This window comes from Pedobacter petrophilus, assembly GCF_009674725.1.
In the GTDB taxonomy this organism is placed as follows: domain Bacteria; phylum Bacteroidota; class Bacteroidia; order Sphingobacteriales; family Sphingobacteriaceae; genus Pedobacter; species Pedobacter petrophilus.
Genome location: NZ_WKKH01000070.1, coordinates 1 through 15,540 on the forward strand (window position 1 = coordinate 1; position 15,540 = coordinate 15,540).

Sequence of the window (15,540 nt, forward strand, 5' to 3'; positions counted from 1 at the left end):
GGACCTTATTAAATTAACTCGGCTAAGGGGGGCTTTTTAAAGTGGTGAAGAGGGGTCAATTTGAAGCGGTTTATCCACATGATAACCATATATACGAATATATAAATATTCGTATATATTATTTCAATTGACCTTCAATAAAATGCCCTTAATTGGGCATTTTAAATTTCGGTCTGCTTCAAAATAAGCCCTTTAAATTGGGCTTATTTTTTCGCTCCTAAGTTAGAGAGAAATAAGGATTTTGATAAATCCTTATTTCTCTCTAACTTAGGCTAACTTGAAGGAGCGAGGGGCGTAAACGTATATACATTTTGCTTTGCAAAAGTATATTCTTATTACGACCCTCGCCCTACGGGGTTTAAAATTTCTTAACGCTACGCTAAAATTTTTTGGAAGTGACCAGTTTAACCTGGTCACAGTGAAAAGACAGAAATGAACAAAAAGGAAAATCCAAGATTAAAAAATCTTGTCATAAGAGTAACCGAAAAAGAGCAACATGAGATCAATGGAAAAGCCCAAGATTTGGGGCTTTCCATTTCTGATTATGGCAGACAATTAATGCTTAAAGGTGCAGTCTTATCGGTTCAAAAAATTGAAACCGAAACCGAAGCACCCAGTACAGGTATAGACAGAAGAACAATCATCGGCATAGCAAACAACCTTAATCAGTTGAGCAGGTATGCCAACCAAACCAAGCAACTACCCGACATTGAAAAGGTGTTAAAGCAAGTTGAAAAGATAATATCAAAATGGTAGTCGAAGTTAGCACAGGCAAAGGATTTCGTGCCACAGTATCGTACGTTCAAAAGGAGCACGAACCAAATTTAACGAACGACAGGAAGCCCGAAATCATAGAGAAAAACAATATCTATGGTAATACCCGAGATATGGCAAAGCAAATGCGATTTGTTGCCAATGCTAATGAAAGAGTAAGCAAGCCAGTAATGCACTTTTCAGTCAATTTCAGCAAGGATGAAAAGATAAGCGAAGAACAACGCCAACAGGCGGTAAAATCAGTTTTAAAAGAAGTAGGCGTAAAGGAAGAAAACCATCAATATTTTATAGTAAAGCACAACGATACCGAAAATCCACACTACCACATCGTTTTGAATAAGGTTGACTTAGATGGTAAAAAACTGAATTTAGGTTTCGATGGCAAGCGAGAGGAATTTATAAAAAACAGGCTCCAAGTCGTAGCAGATAAAATAGAGAAAGAACAGGGCTTAAAGCGTACAGAGGGAAGAAATATCATTTATGATCCAGGGAACGAAAAAGGGTATAGATTTCTAACAGCAGAGGAAAAAGCTCAACGAAAACCGAGAGATAAAAAAATAAGTTTGGATAAAGACCCAAATAAAAGAGAACAGCAAAGCCGTATCCAGAATGAGGTTAAAAACGTTCTGCAGGACAAAAATATCACCACGCCCGACCAATTTAAACAGGCATTGGATAGAAAAGGGGTGGATGTAAGGTTTTCTGAAAATAAAAACGGTATATCAGGGGTGGCGTTTAAAACGGATAAGATAAGCGTTAAAGGCTCTCAAATCGGGGCTAAATGGAGCGATATAAGCAGGGTTTTACAGAATAACAGCAAATCTATCCAAGAAACAAAAAATGTTTCAAGGGAAGCTTTAGAGGGCTATCTAAAGGAAGATTTACAAAAAGTTATTTCACAATCCCTATCTATTGGCTATAGTGCAAATGTTTCAGGTTTCCTGAAAAACCGAGGCTTAACGCCAACCCCAAAAGGTTATTCATACAAATTCAATGATGCGCATTTTATAATCAAATCAGACCTTGAAAAAGGGATATTAAACACCATTTTACAAAGCAAAGCCCTACAAACCAAGTACGAGGAACGGAAAGCATATGAGGAAAAAGTAAAAAATGCAAAGCCAATGGAAATAAAGCCTGTTCCTTTTCTTTTTGCCGGCAAAATAAAAGAAGAAAACCTCAGAGCTGAAGCCTACAACAGCCGTTTAGAACAGGAAAAAGAGAAGATAAAACAGAACCCAGCCAAAGAGCCAAGCCAAGAAAGAAAGGCTTTGATCAATGGCTACATTGAAAGAGCCGTAAAAAGTGAAATACAAGTAGATGAACCAAAAAACAGGCAGGAAAAGGAATTAAGTCGGTTTGAACAAATAAAAGCCCAACGAGAGGAAAAAGACCAAGACCAAGAAAAAAAACGAGGTTTTAAACGATAAAACTAATAACATGGAAACGAAAATTTTTTACACCGCTTACGAAATCAATGCTCTACGTGAGATAAGGCGAGCAAGCAAAGACAAGTCCAATACTGATTTAAACAAGCTGAAAGAAAGCTTGGCCAAAAGAAATATCAATGTGAATTTTGAAGTTAAAAACGGAAGAATACAAAGCATTTCTTTTAAAAAGAATGAGTTCGAAATAAACTCTATCAAAGGCAATGACCGAGTTTTTACCGATAGGATTGTAAAAAGCATCAATGAGAACAAAAATAGCCTAGAACAGGCTAAAAAGGAAGAAAAAAAGCCCGATTACAACCGATTTGCTGAATTAAAAAAGCATCGGGAAGAAAGAACAGAGTTATTGAGCAGAGATATGTACAACACAAAAGGATTTTCAAAATGAAAAAGGTAGAACATCAGCACGCAAAAAAAAAGGGTAGAAGCTTAGTAAGCAAAATCGTCCTTTATTTATTTCTCTTTTGGTTAGGTTCAATGGCTCTATCTGCTTTATTCGTTGCAGGTGGATCAATGTCCAATGGGTCCGTCGGTAAACTTGTTGTTTATGCCGTTATCGGGGGCATTGGTTATTTGATTTACAAACGATATAACAAGAAAAATAGTGGTATAAACATTCTCGGAAGCCAAACCCCTACACAAGACCTAAGTCTTTCTTTAAATGGTACTGTACAGATACCAAACCCATACGCAGGCGTTTTTATAAGTGGTGGAGCAGGAGCAGGTAAAAGCAAGTCAATCATTGAACCGATTATTTATGATGCAGGCAGAAAAGGATTTACAGGCGTTGTTTACGACTTCAAGTTTCCAGAGCTGGCAAGCTATGTAAACACCGCTTACAAGAACACTAACATCAAGCCTTATTTTATCAATTTTACAGATTTGAGCCGAAGCAACAGGATAAACCCCATTGCGCCAGATTTGATGATAAATGACAGTTTTGCCCGAGAATTTGCCTTCTCAGTTTTAGCAAACCTCAATCCTACCATGATAAGCAAGCCAGACTTTTGGAGCGAAAACGCAACAGCGCTGCTGGCTTCAGTCTTCTGGTACTTGAAGAAAAAACACCCTCAATACTGTACTTTACCACATGCGATGAGCATGATTTTACAGCCCAATTTGGAGAGCCTTTTAAATACCCTGGACAAAGAACAGAAATGCGCTGATATGATTGCGCCAATAATGACAGCATACGCCAATAAAGCGGATAATCAACTAGCAGGGGTTTTGTCAAGCCTACAAATCTCACTATCTAAAATCAATACAGAAGAAGTTTATTATTTAACCACCAAGAGCGATTTTAACCTTGATTTAAACAATCCAAACAGTCGGGGAATGCTCGTGATCGGGAACAGCCCGACACTGGCAAGCACATATAGCCCTATAATAGGCTTAATTCTTACATCGGTTAGTAAGCTTTTAAATCAGCAGGGGAAAGAAAAAAGTGTTTTTATGCTCGATGAATTTCCGACCGTTTATGTTCCCAATATAGAACAGTTGCCAGCTACAGCCAGAAGCAATAAGGTTGCTACAGTCCTAGCCTGTCAAGATATTGCCCAAATGGTGGATAAATACGGACGAGACAAAGCGGACACCATTCTTTCTAACCTTGGAAACCAATTTTACGGAAGAACCACAAACCCACAGACCGCACAGAGAGTAAGCCAAATATTTGGCAAGTCTGATAAGTTAATGGCCACAGAAAGTAAAAACTATGACAGAACGCTTATAGGAGACCGCAGGACAGGCAGTGGAGAAAGTTATTCTTATCAGGAAAGAGATTTGGTAAGAGTACAAGATGTTGCAACATTGCCAACAGGTTCGTTCTACAGCATTTTAAGCGAAGGAGCGCACAAACAGGGGCTTGCTTCCATTCCAATGAACCAAAGCTTTGTAAAGACGGAAATAGAACCATTTCAGCAAGTTTCAGCCCACGAGATAGAACAAGCCTACTATCAAGTTAAGGAAGATGTAAAACAGATTTTAATACCTGTATAAAGATATCAAATATGCCTATACCAAAGTTAAAAGCGATATGGAGCACATATTAGTGAAAAATTAACAGCGAATTTTTGCATTTGTATCGTACGATACACTGATTTTATAGATAAAATCAGACAAATGGTATTATCTAACACAAGTAATTAGGGCTTAAATTGCTGTAAATTAGATATTAAGTTTTTTTAAAATGGAATAGTATATCAATAGAAATCATTAAGACGGCTACGTTTAATGATCATTCAGGGCCGATTCCACTTAAAAAAGTCTGATTTAAGGTTATTTTAGTGAAAATGGTATTATCTAACACAAGTAATTAGGGCTTAAATTGCTGTAAATTAGATATTAAGCTTTTTTTAAAATGGAATAGTATATCAATAGAAACCATTAAGACGGCTACGTTTAATGATCATTCAGGGCCGATTCCACTTAAAAAAAGCTGATTTAAGGTGATTTTAGTCAAATTAGTATTATCTATGGCGAGTAATTGACACTTAAGTAGCTGTAAATTAGATGTTAAATTTTTTTAAAATGGAATAGTATATTAATAGAAATCAGTAAGAAGACTGCCTTTAATGGTCATCCAAGGCCACTTTATACTTCAAAAAGTCTGATCTAAGGCAATTTGATGAAAATGGTATTATCTATGGCGAGAGATACCATCAGCAGCTTTATCTTTTTATAAGGTAGGCTGCAAGTAAACCTATGAGAACCTTTATTATATCTATAATCCAATTAATAACATCTTTTGTTGTTATTTTCTCTTTTTGTTGAATCGTAGTGGCTTGCTTTTTCATATTATTCTTCTTTATAGTCTGCAAGTTTAAAGCGGTATAAAATATTTTGAAAGGACAGCATAATCCCTTCAAGACAAAATTATCGGTATAAGTATGGGCGGTCAAGCGACCATATCTATCAAGGCACGTTAATAAGTGACATAGATAAATAGAAGGATTGAAACGGTAAACGACAACGAGTGTTCCGCCACTAAAAGTGGCCTGCGTGCTTCGCCACGCCTTGCTTCTACTGTAAAGACATGATATTTAAAAAGAACTTTGTAAGTTGGAATTGATGCTAATAATTGTATATTTACGTCAATACGTAATAATGTAAATACGTATTGACATAATATGTTTAATGGCTAAAATAATTACAATTGCGCATCAAAAAGGAGGGGTAGGTAAGAGCACCTTAGCTTTGAACCTCGCTTATCGATTTAGTAAAGAAGTAACTACGGGTTTAACAGATACAGATCCCCAGGGATCGACCATGCAGTTAAAAGATATTGTTGAGGGTATCGATATTATAAAATACGAGGGTATGAAACACTTAAAAGCAGAACCCTATAAGGTTATCTTTATCGATACTCCTCCTTATTTAACTGAAAACATGATACCCATATTTCTGGAATCGGACTTTGTTTTAATACCCACAAAAGCAGGAGTACCCGACATAATGGCGATACGTGCAACTATTGAGTTAGTAAAGGAAGCACAGCGAAAAAAGCCAGAGTTAAAAGCAGGTATAGTTCTTAATATGGTAAAGCCTAGAGCAAGTATAACCGAACAGGCCAGAAAGCAATTAGAAAATTATGATATGCCTATTCTCGCAGAAATTCGTGATAGGGTTGTCTTTAATAATACTTTTCTTTCTGGAGGAATAAGCACAGGTACTGATCAACAAGCTATACAGGAATTAGAACATTTAACAACTCAAATCCTAAACTTATTGTAATGGGAGCATTCGATAAATTAAACCAGATAACACCTAAAGAAACTCCAAAACAAAAGATTGTGCCTGTTAAGGAGCGGAAACGGGATGCTGAAAGTAGTTACACACTTTGGTTAGATAAAGATCTTTTAAAAGCATTAAAGATTAAAGCAGTTGAAGATGGTGTAAATGTTAAAACCCTTGTTGAAGAAGCGGTAAGGTCATATTTAACGTAATAACGTATTGATGTAAATACGTTATTACGTTATTTTTACAGTAACTTTCTATTAGATACTATTGTTATTTCTGTTTCATCCTCCGTATAAAATGGAACTAATCTATAAGTGGTTTTATTACCCTTCTCTTTGCAAATTTCAATGGCCTTGGATTCTTCATAAGTTGCTGCAAAAGCATAGCCATCTTTATCTTGGATTACATAAATATGATTCATATTAATATGTTAAGGTTTATGATTTTATAGAAATAACACCTTTTTTCTGAAACACTCCAACTATAAAGGCAGCCGGATCATTAATAGCTGTTTTTCCTTTTTTCATTTGCTCTATTAGTTTAAGAAATTCGTCAAAATTTTTGTGAGCAATGAGTTTGGCCATATCCTCAGAAACGCCATAGGCAGTAACAGTTCTTACTGCCTTCTGAAATTCAATAGATTGATTAAAATCGATAGTTAACTGTTTTTCTTTTTTAAAATCTACATAAATAACAATGAGTTCATAGGAGCGCCCCCGCTTTTTCAGATCATAATCAAACTGAACATCTGTATGTTCATTTATCTGCTTTTTTGCTATATCTAGTACTTTAGTTTGAAACTCGCTAATTCTCTCAAATTGCTCTTTAGTCTTTCCTTTTGGGTCTTTTAAACTAAGCATTTCTTTAAGATCCGAAATAGTCATTTTAACTACGCCAGCTGACCTCCATTGACAAGCAAGAGCATATAAACGTTTAGCATATTTTGATGAACAAGAAAGTACCGCTTTTAATTGCATTCTGGTAAAATTGTTTTTTAACTCAAAAAAGTACGGTCTAGCCTTATCATTGATTGCAACTGTAAAATATCCTTTACCGGTATGGTATGTAAAGCTTTTAAACAGCCACAATTGAATATATTTTTCTGTTGTTTCTATCTCAAACATTCGAGAACCAATATCCTGGCTTGCTTCTCTAAGCTGCTGATAATTCCATTTTCTACCGGTAATTAATTCAATGTCCTGTACATGAATATCATACTCTTTGTCTTTATCATCACCTTTTTCCAAACATGCTAAAAGCATAAACAGGATATCTAGTTGACAAGCGGTAAAATCATAGCGCCCGCTTGTGATCATATTGTGTTGCATGATTACTTTATTTGCCGGGATTTGATAAACTTCCATAATCCAAACATAAGCATAACCACAATTAAAAACAACATATGTTTATCATTGTGGTTTTTAACTTATAAAAGGTGGTTTTTAGGTTATAAAAAGTGGTAATTGACTTATAAAAAGTGGTAATTGACTTATAAAAGGTGGTTTTTAGCCAATATAACCAACTGTATATCAATTTATTACGCACACCGAAAATAAAGAAAATAAATAAAGTATAAAAAACATTGTTATGCCCCTCCAAAAAAGCTTCTACGATAAAAAAGATTGTACAAATAGCAACAAAAAAACAAAGAGGGGGATTAAATAAAAAAAATCGAGTTGCGCCGCGATGTTATAACATTTAATGTTAAATTGCACTTTAAATAGGGTATTGGTTATAACATGAAAACAAACATTATAAATATTGGTAATAGCTACGGAATCATACTTCCTACAGTGCTTTTAAAGCAATTAAAATTATCTAAGAGATCCACTGTAGAACTTACAATAAGTAATGGAAGCATTATTATTAAACCTAAACCACGTCAAGGATGGGCCGAAGCTGCTTATTCCATAAGCATTGCTGGAAATGATAGAGAGCATTTACCTAACGAATTTGAAAAGGAAGAATGGACATGGTAAAAATTCATCAATATGAAGTTTTCTTGATTTCTTTGGATCCTTTATTAGGAAGTGAAGTGCAAAAAACGCTACCATGCGTAGTAGTAAGTCCGGACGAAATGAATGAATTTTCAAAAACTTTAATTGTTATCCCAATAACATCTAAGGTTATGAGCTATCCTTGGCGTGTACCTTGCCTTATTGATAACAGATCTGCCTCTATGGCTACTGATCAAATAAAAGTAGTAGATAGAGCTTCTATAGCTCTTAAAATTGGAAAGCTGTCTAAAGGCGAAATAATTGTTTTAAAAGACGCTTTGCATAAAATGCTGATTGATTAAATATTATTATATGAGTTTTTGGAATACATCTGGTTATAGTTACCACAGTTTTGCAGACCTTCCTGAGCAGGACGTAAATAGATTAATAGAAAATCTGACTCGTGAGGATCTTATTGAATGGCTTTCCTGGAATGATCCGAATGGCATTTATGAAGATGAACAATCATTGAAAGAAATCAATAATATAATGTCGAGAGAAGAGGGTATGGAAATTATGCTTAGGCATATTAATGAAAGTAGAAGTATTACTTAAATTTATGGCAGACGTACATTCGGTAGCAACCCGCTCTTATAACATGAGCCAAATACGAAGTAAGGATACTAAGCCTGAAATAGTTGTCCGTAAATTTTTGCATAAAAACGGATTTAGATATCGCTTACATGTTAATAATCTTCCTGGTAAACCTGATATAGTCCTATCTAAATATAAAACTATTGTTTTCGTTCAGGGGTGTTTTTGGCATGGTCATGAAAATTGTGTCAAGTTTCGTATTCCAAAAACAAAAACTGAGTGGTGGGCAAATAAAATATTAGGAAATAAAACAAGAGACAACTTGCATAGAATTAACTTGGAAACGGCTGGATGGAAAGTTCTTTATATATGGGAGTGTAATCTACAATTAGAACAACTTATTACTTTGGCTAATGACATAGTTGATAAGGAAAAAGGTTAGTAATTGTCTTATTTAAGACTGGATATAGGGGATACGTTATTATTAAGCTACTTTTGTACAAAAAGATAATACATGATAAAAGAACTTATTGGTAAACCAACAGAAAGATTTAAAGTTGATTATAAGGTCTACCAAAAACTTCAAAAAATTGCTTTAAAGCACCTGAACGTTACTGATATGAATAGATTGAGGGATCGCTATGAAGGGCAAAAGTTTTATGATTCGTTTTTAATCAGATCCTATGCTGAAATAGCAATGGAAAAATTTTTACAAGAGGATTTTATTAATTGGGACCTTAAAGATGATAATAAGAGTTACAAGCCAAAATTCAACTATAAAGGACAATCCGCAGAACTAATTTCTGCTAATCTCGAGTCTTACCCTCTTGTTCCCAAAGGAACGTATGATATAGGTATAATTGCTTTTATTAATGTTGATAGTAGAGAAGTCCAACTTTTAGGATATGCTTCTCAGAAAGAGCTTATTTCTCATATAGATTCTTATAGTATGTCACCGATGTTTGAAAATCTATACTTCGGACATTTAAAAACCTTTGATTTTCTTACTTTATTTCAAGATTAGAGATTTAAACAGAAAAATCCATAAGATAGGTCTCTTCATCAATTTTATAAAGATCAACATCAGTACGCCCATACTTCATAAGATGTTTTAATGTTATTTTTTCGCCGTTTTTCAGTCCAAGTCTGAACCTAAAATATTGCCCCATTAAAGCATTATTAAGAGTTGTATGTAATCCCTTACCATTTTGCTGAGCTCTTACACATATTAATTGTTTATCATCGTCAGTCATTATTGTAAATACGGTTTTTAATTCAGGAAAAAAACCGGATCTACAAATATCAGATGGGATATTTAGATATGCCTGATTTGGATCCCGGTTATATTCCGGACGTTGTCCCCAGTTTAAGCCGGAGCGGCCAGGTACTTCACCAGTTGATCTGTCTAAAAGAGTTAATGTAACCTTATCAAGGTCATGATTAGCCAAATCAAGATCATCAATTTTATGCAACTCTTTAATTATACGCTTTGACTCATAAAAATCAATATGAGAACTAATAATCCCGTAGTCAGCATTACAATTTATGCTTTCCCGTAAAAGGGTATAGAAATAGTTGCTGCTTAAAATGGGGTCAGCGGGAGTAACAGCTTCTCTCATTGAAGTACTAAAGGCATTTTGAGTATAGTTAGCAGATCCTATAAAACTTTTATATGGCTCATCTTTTTTAAGCCAGGTATAAACCTTTGAATGAACAGCGGGAGAATTTATAATATAATGGCATTTAAAATTTAAATCTTTACTTTCCTGTAGTTGTATTAAAGACTTATGATTTTTTAGTTCTATTCCATCTCTTACTCCCATTCCAATAATAAGATCCACACTGAGGTTCTTTTTAAGAATTTTCCTTGCATAATCAGCATGTCTGGCAACCATATTTGCAGAGGCATACCCGGATACTATAAGAAGCTTATCTGCACCATCACTGATGGGATTAGCCAATACCTCATCAAAAAGCTCTCCCTGGCTTGTTATCATATATCCTCGACTAGTTCAGGTATCTTTACTGTTTTTTCAGTTAACTTAATATTAGATTCTATATAAGGGTACTCAATACCAGCAAAGCATTTAAGTACTGACTCAATAATAATTTTTGCAGCTTGTGGCGGAACGGCCATGCCAATCTGTTTTCTTACGCTTTCTTTCGAACCTAAAAATTCAAAGCTATCAGGAAAGGTTTGTAAGCGGGCTCGTTCCCGATTGGTTAAAGCCCTGTTTTCTTCCCAATGATAAATATGAGTACCACCACCGCCACTTCCGGTTACAGTATAGGCTGGCTTGTTAGGATCTAACCGCTTATATATTTGGCTAATCTTTGCACCTTTTACATTTAATCTTAAATGATCAGGCATAGTGGCCGTAAAAGCATTTTGCCCGGGCTTGATAAATTTCAGCCTTTCTACTACTGTTTCTGATTGCTTAGTTAACTCATTGTTTGTTGCATCGGCAGCTATTGGAGGATTTAGAATAGCTTCTCTGGATGTGACTATTTTATTGCCGGGTATAAAAGGAACCCTAAAGGTTACATCAATATCATTTCTTATTCCAATGATTATAATACGATGTCTGGCTTGCGGAATCTCATAATTTTCAAATTTATAAAGGTGCGGTACAACTTTATATCCGGCCGCTTCTAATTCACTAATAATAGTTTTAAAAGCCTGGCCATCATTTGAATTTTTCAAGCCTCCCACATTTTCTGCAAGAAACCATTTAGGCTGAAATCTCCTTAAAATATTTACCCCGTAAGAATAAAGCGGGCCAAATACACCGTCAATTCCTTTCTGTTCTCCTACAATACTAAAGTCATTACAAGGAAAACCAAATGCTAATGCATCAATATCTGAAAGCTTCTCTATGTCCAGTTTTCTTACATCGCGGCAAATAACAGAATTTTTAGATTCAGGGCAGATATTATGGCGATATGTTGCACATGTATCCTTATCATAATCATTCGCCCACTCATGAGCAATTCTAAATTCTTCTCTTCCATTATTTACCACTGAGTTAACAGCGCCCATAGCTATACCGCCTGGCCCTGAAAATAACTCTCCTAATCTGAACACTGCCATTTAATGAAAATCTGATGTTTTAAGTACTTTGTTTGTTTTTAACTTTTCCCAGATATGATCTTTTTTAAGATCTCTTATTTGAGCTACTTCAATAAGGGTTTTAGCGTTTATTGCTGAAGCCGGAAAACCACTTTCTTTATACAAAGTAAGTAATTTAGATTGTATTTCGCCCCCTAAACCCCCTGCTACATAGAGAATAAAGCCAAGAGTATGATCACTTGCTAGCCCAAGTTGCTTATAGTTAGGAATATAATTACTAATCATTTTAGCATAATCTGTTGATGGTAATGTATAATAACTGCTTGCTTTTGTATCTGCAATTGCACATTCACCAAGAGATTCATTAGATAGTATGATATCTGAATATCCTCCAACTCCTTTTTTATGTATGCTACCAGTGTGAGTAGCGTCTATCCCTAGCCTGGTTCTAAAAAGTTCTGCTGTTGCTAACTCAAAATCTCTTGCTGTAGCAACGCCACCTTTGGATAATTCTAAATATTTGCTTTCAAAAAAAGTTAAAGATTTTGGAATTAAAGGAGTGATTACATCAAGCACCAGATCGCGATTAAATCCAAAGTCTTTTGTCATTTTAGAAATGAAATCTTCTGCACTTTCAGTAATTAAGACGTTACCTATATATTCAAAGAACTGTGACGAAATTATAGCCTCACCTTTATTTAATTTTTTCCGTTCAGAATTTGTTGTAGTATCTTTCTTCTTATTCCATGATCCATATGCTCTTGTAAATTTTTCATCGAAACCAGGTGTATAAGGAATAAAGTTATTAATGTTCAATATGGAATCATCAATTACGTCAGTAAATTCTTCACTTATAATAATATTTTTTGTTCCTGCTTCCTCATATGCTAAACTAGAGCTAATTAAATAATTTTTAAAGGTATTAGCTACATTTATAGCCTCTACCAGCAGCTTCTTTGCATTATCTTTTTGTGTTGCTTTAGGCGTAGACAAATCTTCCAGTGGATTATCAATAAAATTAAGCAGATCACTCCTTGATGAATTTCCCTTACGGAAATCTAGAACTTTACCAATTATGAGATCCTCACAGCCAGAATTGTGGCCATACACTACACAAAAGGTAATCTCATCTACTGTCAGATATTTAATACTAGCGTGTTTTAACAGCTTTAATACAAACACAAAGGGTTTAATTCTTATATCCGGATCTATACGGACATTTCTCCCGTTACTATATGTGCTAGGATATTGGTAATTCAATAATTGATGTTGTAGTACCTTTAGAGGCGTTTCAAAGTCAATCAAACTCTTGCCTGCAAGGGTAAAAAACAATTCTTTTTTGTTTCTATATAGAAGACCAATACTTTCTAATTGTGAAATGTAAGTCCTTGCGCCGCCACTTTTAGGATCTCTAATATCATTCTGCCCTTTGAGATTACCTGCAGTAAGTAATCTGCTAAATTCATTTTGAATATCCTGGCTCCAATTATTCAGTGCCATTTGATTTAAAATTTGGCAAATTTGAGCCAGCTTCCAAGGATATATTTTTCTTATAGCTCTTGGAAACATCCAGCTACGTCGAAACTTAGGATTACTTTCACTGGCATGTAATGTTAATTGTATGCTATGCAAAATTATATTATATAAAAGTTATAAGACTTATTATTAATGTTTTAGAGACATATTTTCAATGTTTCCGTTGTTATTTGGATAGGTTAATTCCCTTATAACTTTGTAAGTAAAATTTCAGTTGAACTTGTAAATCTTACTTCAATCCGATCTCCTGGTTGCGCATTTATATGATTAAACCATCTGCCTAAAATTTTTAAATCACCATTACCCTCAAGATTTTTAGCGTATTTACTTATTTTATCTTTTCCACCAGCAGTCTTAAGAGGGCAATTTTGTAAGAAGTTATCTGAAGAGCTACCTGAATAATATCTATTTCCTATACTATTCACATTCGTAATATTAAGTGTTCTAGCAATATGTGCGGGAATATGTAAATAACCTTCTCCTGATATTAGTTTTCTTGTATTTGTATGTCTAAGGGTTCCCCATTTAAAATGAGCTGGTTTCAGTGTAGTGATGAAAAAGTCTCCTGCATTTGGCATATTAATTTATTTTAAGGTTAAATTCGAAGTTAGCTAACGTTAATCATAATAAGTATCTCTATTCATATGATAGGTTTAATATCTATTTTTTATGTTATTTTTTTTTATCCAATTACTTAATGTTGGTTCGGTAACATTATATCGCCCTGCAATAAACTTTTGTGAAGATCCGGTAGTAAGTAGAGCTTCGATCTCAGACCGTACTATGTCAAGCTTACTTTTTCCTGGTCCTTTTGGCCGACCTAATTGCACCCCAGATAGACGGATCGAGTTCAGAGCTTCTTTTGTTCTTTTGCTGATCAAGTCACGTTCAATTTCAGCAGCCATGGAAAAGACCATAGCCATTACTTTACTTTGAATGGTATCATCTAATTGCCACCCACCTTTTACTGTATATATCTTAATACCCTTTTCAACTGCGACAGAAATAATTTCCATGCACTCAAGCATACTTCGGCCAAGTCGGGAGAATTCGCTAAGTAAAATGGTATCGCCTTTTTTAAGTTCATTAAGAAGAGGTCCGATTTTGCGTTGTTTCCAGGAAACCTTTCCTGAAATTTTTTCTTCAATAAATTCTACTTTACCTAAGTTTTTGTCATTAGCTAGGTGCAAAAGATCAGCCTTGTTCTTTTCCAGGTTTTGATCTATTGTTGATACTCTTAAATATGCTACTGTGCGGGTCATATTGAGAAATTAGAAGAAAACCTAAAATTACCTATTAATTGATAATAATATTTAATATTAAAATCATTGCTTTTATCTAATTATAATTACTGTATATAGGAACGTTTATATTATAATTTTCCTGATTGTTTACAGCGCTTTTCGCAAACCAATAGTATATTTAAATTCATATTTATCAATAAGCAATGTCAGAAAATACACATATTCATAAATCAGATTATTATGATCCTTTTTTTACTCCTGTAACTGGGGATGTAAAAGTTCATAATGCTCTTGAAAGAGCCTGGAAAAATAGGGATTTTGAAATAGATAAATACTGGAGTAGAGCAACATATTTCTGGGCTTTTATAGCATCGACATTTGCCGCCTATTTATCAATAGCAAGCTCAGAAAACTTAGATGACACCACAAAATTATTTCTTTCTTTCATTATAATTATAGTTGGTTTATTTCTCTCCTTAGCATGGAATCTAGTAACTATAGGCAGTAAAAAATGGCAAGAAAATTGGGAAAAGCATATTGATTTATTAGAAGATGCATATACAGGACCTCTCTACAAAACTGTATTAAACCAAAAAACTTATTCTGTTTCTGGAATTAATCAAATGGTTAGTAAATTCATAATATCGATATGGATGTTTTTATTATTGTTTCATATCAATCAAAATTTGAATAGTAACGTTCTCTCTTTAAGTGAAAGAGTATTATTAGGTGCATTTGTAGCAGTAGCTAGCTTTTTTTGTATAGTAATGCTTAAAAAGAGAAAAGACTATGAAATATTATCCCCTGCTGGAAAATATTCATTTAGAAGAAGATTTATTGATTATGAAGATCCTACAGAAGTCCAGGAGCAAACTTAATAGAATCTAGTTCCTAGATTTGCTAAAATTTTATCATAAAACCTGAATCAGCCGAAGGTGATAAGCCACCAGTGCGGGCGGGATTTTCTATAAGTTCAATGATCCTTAAATTGCATCCCCCATCTATAGCAATGGCACCACATGAGCATACTACCATATCATACTGATCTTTGCTAGTCAGTACTTTTTTGCAGTTAAAACACACCGCCTGATTTGCTTCCAAATCAGGCTTATCTTTCATGATTGCATATACCAATAAATTTGACCCCCTTTCGCCAATTTTAAATTGACCCCCAGAGTTGTTGCTTGAAAAAAGCAGAA

At 34.4% G+C, this 15,540-nt stretch carries 21 protein-coding genes; 12 read left to right on the top strand and 9 right to left on the bottom strand.

What is annotated here, in order from left to right:
* Positions 1-432 precede the first annotated feature (432 nt).
* Genes GJU39_RS21875 through GJU39_RS21890 form a run of 4 tightly spaced genes read left to right on the top strand, consistent with a single transcriptional unit; the run spans position 433 to position 4,220 of the window.
* A complete protein-coding gene (locus tag GJU39_RS21875) occupies positions 433-756 on the top strand; it encodes a plasmid mobilization protein (RefSeq protein ID WP_154283131.1) in 324 nt (107 codons plus the stop codon).
* On the top strand, positions 750-2,204 hold the full coding sequence (locus GJU39_RS21880) for a relaxase/mobilization nuclease domain-containing protein (protein WP_154283132.1): 1,455 nt from the start codon (positions 750-752) through the stop codon (positions 2,202-2,204). The genes GJU39_RS21875 and GJU39_RS21880 overlap by 7 nt, the downstream gene beginning before the upstream one ends.
* A gap of 10 nt (positions 2,205-2,214) precedes the next feature.
* Positions 2,215-2,610, top strand: a complete 396-nt coding sequence (locus GJU39_RS21885; RefSeq protein ID WP_154283133.1) for a hypothetical protein — start codon at positions 2,215-2,217, stop codon at positions 2,608-2,610.
* Positions 2,607-4,220 (top strand): type IV secretory system conjugative DNA transfer family protein, encoded by a 1,614-nt coding sequence (locus GJU39_RS21890; protein WP_154283134.1) that lies wholly within the window; start codon positions 2,607-2,609, stop codon positions 4,218-4,220. The genes GJU39_RS21885 and GJU39_RS21890 overlap by 4 nt, the downstream gene beginning before the upstream one ends.
* Before the next feature lie 671 nt (positions 4,221-4,891).
* Here GJU39_RS21890 and GJU39_RS24145 read toward each other — a convergent pair.
* Positions 4,892-5,017 carry a hypothetical protein gene (locus GJU39_RS24145; protein ID WP_280790426.1) on the bottom strand — a complete coding sequence of 42 codons (126 nt, stop codon included), beginning with the start codon at positions 5,015-5,017 and terminating at the stop codon, positions 4,892-4,894.
* 340 nt (positions 5,018-5,357) lie between these two features.
* On the opposite strand from GJU39_RS24145, the gene GJU39_RS21895 reads away from it, so the two are divergent.
* Positions 5,358-5,954, top strand: coding sequence for a ParA family protein (locus tag GJU39_RS21895; RefSeq protein WP_154283135.1), 597 nt, complete (start codon positions 5,358-5,360; stop codon positions 5,952-5,954).
* The gene (locus GJU39_RS21900; protein ID WP_154283136.1) at positions 5,954-6,166 is read left to right on the top strand and encodes a hypothetical protein; all 213 of its coding nucleotides are present in this window, start codon (positions 5,954-5,956) and stop codon (positions 6,164-6,166) included. The genes GJU39_RS21895 and GJU39_RS21900 overlap by 1 nt, the downstream gene beginning before the upstream one ends.
* A gap of 35 nt (positions 6,167-6,201) precedes the next feature.
* Here GJU39_RS21900 and GJU39_RS21905 read toward each other — a convergent pair whose 3' ends face one another.
* A complete protein-coding gene (locus GJU39_RS21905; protein WP_154283137.1) occupies positions 6,202-6,381 on the bottom strand; it encodes a hypothetical protein in 180 nt (59 codons plus the stop codon).
* A 16-nt stretch (positions 6,382-6,397) separates the two neighbouring features.
* Positions 6,398-7,324 (bottom strand): replication initiation protein, encoded by a 927-nt coding sequence (locus tag GJU39_RS21910; RefSeq protein WP_154283138.1) that lies wholly within the window; start codon positions 7,322-7,324, stop codon positions 6,398-6,400.
* Positions 7,325-7,699: 375 nt separating this feature from the next.
* Here GJU39_RS21910 and GJU39_RS21915 point away from each other — a divergent pair, with 375 nt between their 5' ends.
* The 5 genes from GJU39_RS21915 (at position 7,700) to GJU39_RS21935 (ending at position 9,515) form a co-directional block, all read left to right on the top strand.
* The gene (locus GJU39_RS21915) at positions 7,700-7,939 is read left to right on the top strand and encodes an AbrB/MazE/SpoVT family DNA-binding domain-containing protein (RefSeq protein ID WP_154283139.1); all 240 of its coding nucleotides are present in this window, start codon (positions 7,700-7,702) and stop codon (positions 7,937-7,939) included.
* Complete coding sequence (locus tag GJU39_RS21920) at positions 7,933-8,259, top strand: type II toxin-antitoxin system PemK/MazF family toxin (RefSeq protein WP_209437706.1); 327 nt, start codon at positions 7,933-7,935, stop codon at positions 8,257-8,259. The genes GJU39_RS21915 and GJU39_RS21920 overlap by 7 nt, the downstream gene beginning before the upstream one ends.
* Before the next feature lie 10 nt (positions 8,260-8,269).
* Positions 8,270-8,512, top strand: coding sequence for a hypothetical protein (locus GJU39_RS21925; protein WP_154283141.1), 243 nt, complete (start codon positions 8,270-8,272; stop codon positions 8,510-8,512).
* On the top strand, positions 8,490-8,933 hold the full coding sequence (locus GJU39_RS21930) for a very short patch repair endonuclease (RefSeq protein WP_245228056.1): 444 nt from the start codon (positions 8,490-8,492) through the stop codon (positions 8,931-8,933). Before GJU39_RS21925 ends, GJU39_RS21930 begins: the two co-directional genes overlap by 23 nt.
* Positions 8,934-9,005: 72 nt before the next feature.
* Positions 9,006-9,515, top strand: a complete 510-nt coding sequence (locus GJU39_RS21935) for a hypothetical protein (RefSeq protein ID WP_154283142.1) — start codon at positions 9,006-9,008, stop codon at positions 9,513-9,515.
* A 4-nt stretch (positions 9,516-9,519) separates the two neighbouring features.
* On the opposite strand, the gene GJU39_RS21940 is transcribed toward GJU39_RS21935, so the two are convergent.
* The 5 genes from GJU39_RS21940 to GJU39_RS21960 form a co-directional block, all read right to left on the bottom strand.
* Positions 9,520-10,488 carry a restriction endonuclease PLD domain-containing protein gene (locus GJU39_RS21940; protein WP_154283143.1) on the bottom strand — a complete coding sequence of 323 codons (969 nt, stop codon included), beginning with the start codon at positions 10,486-10,488 and terminating at the stop codon, positions 9,520-9,522.
* A complete protein-coding gene (locus GJU39_RS21945) occupies positions 10,485-11,576 on the bottom strand; it encodes a DNA cytosine methyltransferase (protein WP_209437707.1) in 1,092 nt (363 codons plus the stop codon). Before GJU39_RS21945 ends, GJU39_RS21940 begins: the two co-directional genes overlap by 4 nt.
* A 6-nt stretch (positions 11,577-11,582) precedes the next feature.
* Positions 11,583-13,193 (bottom strand): AlwI family type II restriction endonuclease, encoded by a 1,611-nt coding sequence (locus GJU39_RS21950; RefSeq protein WP_154283145.1) that lies wholly within the window; start codon positions 13,191-13,193, stop codon positions 11,583-11,585.
* Positions 13,194-13,285: 92 nt separating this feature from the next.
* Positions 13,286-13,675 (bottom strand): hypothetical protein, encoded by a 390-nt coding sequence (locus tag GJU39_RS21955; protein WP_154283146.1) that lies wholly within the window; start codon positions 13,673-13,675, stop codon positions 13,286-13,288.
* Positions 13,676-13,750: 75 nt separating this feature from the next.
* Positions 13,751-14,359: a recombinase family protein gene (locus tag GJU39_RS21960; RefSeq protein ID WP_154283147.1), complete on the bottom strand. Its 609-nt coding sequence runs from the start codon at positions 14,357-14,359 to the stop codon at positions 13,751-13,753.
* Between the two features lie 185 nt (positions 14,360-14,544).
* Between GJU39_RS21960 and GJU39_RS21965 the strand changes: the two genes are divergently transcribed.
* The gene (locus GJU39_RS21965) at positions 14,545-15,219 is read left to right on the top strand and encodes a RipA family octameric membrane protein (RefSeq protein WP_154283148.1); all 675 of its coding nucleotides are present in this window, start codon (positions 14,545-14,547) and stop codon (positions 15,217-15,219) included.
* Between the two features lie 22 nt (positions 15,220-15,241).
* On the opposite strand, the gene GJU39_RS21970 is transcribed toward GJU39_RS21965, so the two are convergent.
* Positions 15,242-15,540, bottom strand: a 299-nt coding sequence (locus GJU39_RS21970) for a DUF7695 domain-containing protein (protein ID WP_209437708.1), incomplete at its 5' end; no start/stop codon positions are given.

Coding starts and splice junctions, on each gene's coding strand:
- GJU39_RS21875 (WP_154283131.1), top strand. CDS start 433: ATGAACAAAAAGGAAAATCCAAGATTAAAAAATCTTGTCATAAGAGTA.
- GJU39_RS21880 (WP_154283132.1), top strand. CDS start 750: ATGGTAGTCGAAGTTAGCACAGGCAAAGGATTTCGTGCCACAGTATCG.
- GJU39_RS21885 (WP_154283133.1), top strand. CDS start 2,215: ATGGAAACGAAAATTTTTTACACCGCTTACGAAATCAATGCTCTACGT.
- GJU39_RS21890 (WP_154283134.1), top strand. CDS start 2,607: ATGAAAAAGGTAGAACATCAGCACGCAAAAAAAAAGGGTAGAAGCTTA.
- GJU39_RS24145 (WP_280790426.1), bottom strand. CDS start 5,017: ATGAAAAAGCAAGCCACTACGATTCAACAAAAAGAGAAAATAACAACA.
- GJU39_RS21895 (WP_154283135.1), top strand. CDS start 5,358: ATGGCTAAAATAATTACAATTGCGCATCAAAAAGGAGGGGTAGGTAAG.
- GJU39_RS21900 (WP_154283136.1), top strand. CDS start 5,954: ATGGGAGCATTCGATAAATTAAACCAGATAACACCTAAAGAAACTCCA.
- GJU39_RS21905 (WP_154283137.1), bottom strand. CDS start 6,381: ATGAATCATATTTATGTAATCCAAGATAAAGATGGCTATGCTTTTGCA.
- GJU39_RS21910 (WP_154283138.1), bottom strand. CDS start 7,324: ATGGAAGTTTATCAAATCCCGGCAAATAAAGTAATCATGCAACACAAT.
- GJU39_RS21915 (WP_154283139.1), top strand. CDS start 7,700: ATGAAAACAAACATTATAAATATTGGTAATAGCTACGGAATCATACTT.
- GJU39_RS21920 (WP_209437706.1), top strand. CDS start 7,933: ATGGTAAAAATTCATCAATATGAAGTTTTCTTGATTTCTTTGGATCCT.
- GJU39_RS21925 (WP_154283141.1), top strand. CDS start 8,270: ATGAGTTTTTGGAATACATCTGGTTATAGTTACCACAGTTTTGCAGAC.
- GJU39_RS21930 (WP_245228056.1), top strand. CDS start 8,490: ATGAAAGTAGAAGTATTACTTAAATTTATGGCAGACGTACATTCGGTA.
- GJU39_RS21935 (WP_154283142.1), top strand. CDS start 9,006: ATGATAAAAGAACTTATTGGTAAACCAACAGAAAGATTTAAAGTTGAT.
- GJU39_RS21940 (WP_154283143.1), bottom strand. CDS start 10,488: ATGATAACAAGCCAGGGAGAGCTTTTTGATGAGGTATTGGCTAATCCC.
- GJU39_RS21955 (WP_154283146.1), bottom strand. CDS start 13,675: ATGCCAAATGCAGGAGACTTTTTCATCACTACACTGAAACCAGCTCAT.
- GJU39_RS21960 (WP_154283147.1), bottom strand. CDS start 14,359: ATGACCCGCACAGTAGCATATTTAAGAGTATCAACAATAGATCAAAAC.
- GJU39_RS21965 (WP_154283148.1), top strand. CDS start 14,545: ATGTCAGAAAATACACATATTCATAAATCAGATTATTATGATCCTTTT.